This is a genomic window from Streptomyces sp. NPDC085932 (assembly GCF_044540525.1).
Classification (GTDB): domain Bacteria; phylum Actinomycetota; class Actinomycetes; order Streptomycetales; family Streptomycetaceae; genus Streptomyces; species Streptomyces levis.
The window spans coordinates 1-1,178 of record NZ_JBITSJ010000021.1; the positions used below are offsets into that span (position 1 = coordinate 1).

Annotated in this window: 1 protein-coding gene; it reads right to left on the reverse strand. The window is 69.6% G+C overall.

From position 1 onward, the window contains the following. A partial coding sequence (locus tag ACIGAQ_RS37975; RefSeq protein ID WP_399791493.1) for a maltotransferase domain-containing protein occupies nt 1-1,178 on the reverse strand: 1,178 nt, incomplete at both ends.

Genomic DNA, 1,178 nt, shown 5'->3' on the forward strand with positions numbered 1-1,178 from the left:
GGTGTTGAGCCGGGTGAGCAGGGGGGTGAGGGTGCGGCCCTCGCGTTCGGCGGTGTCCCAGTCGCGGGGGCGCAGCTGGTATTTCTCGGAGTCGAGGTATTCCTCGCTGCCTTCGCGCAGCGGGGTGTTCTCGCACAGTTCGTAGCCGGAGTAGATGCCCCAGGTCGGTGACAGGGTGGCGGCGAGGACGGCGCGGACCTCGAAGGCGGGCCGGCCGCCGTGCTGGAGGTAGGCGTGCAGGATGTCGGGGGTGTTGGCGAAGAAGTTGGGCCGCATGTAGCTCGCGGCCTCGCCCGACAGCTCCGTCAGGTACTCGGTGAGTTCTTCCTTGGTGTTGCGCCAGGTGAAGTAGGTGTAGGACTGCTGGAAGCCGATCTGGGCCAGGATGTGCATCATCGCCGGGCGGGTGAACGCCTCGGCCAGGAAGATCACATCGGGGTCGGTGCGGTTGATGTCCGCGATGACCCGCTCCCAGAAGACGACCGGCTTGGTGTGGGGGTTGTCCACCCGGAAGATGCGCACCCCGCAGTCCATCCAGTGGCGCAGCACCCGGCAGGTCTCGGCGACCAGGCCGTCCATGTCCGCGTCGAAGGCGATGGGGTAGATGTCCTGGTACTTCTTCGGCGGGTTCTCGGCGTAGGCGATGGTGCCGTCGGGCCGGTGGTGGAACCACTCGGGGTGCTTGTGCACCCAGGGGTGGTCCGGCGAGCACTGCAGCGCGAAGTCCAGGGCGATCTCCAGGCCCAGTTCGCGGGCCTGCTCCACGAACCAGGTGAAGTCCTCCAGGGTGCCCAGGTCGGGGTGGACGGCGTCGTGGCCGCCCTCGGGCGAGCCGATCGCCCAGGGCACCCCGACGTCGTCCGGGCCGGGGGAGAGGGTGTTGTTCCTGCCCTTGCGGAACGTCGTGCCGATGGGGTGGATCGGCGGCAGGTACACCACGTCGAAGCCCATCGCCGCGATCGCCGGCAACCGCCGCGCGGCCGTGCGGAAGGTGCCGTGCGGCCGCTCCGGGGTGCCCTCCGAGCGGGGGAAGAACTCGTACCACGATCCGTACAACGCCCGTTCCCGCTCCACCAGCAGCGGCAGCGGCTCACTGCTCGTGACCAGGTCCCGCAGCGGATGGCGGTCCAGCACCGCGTCCACCTCGGGCGTCAGCGCCGCCGCCAGCCGGGACGCCG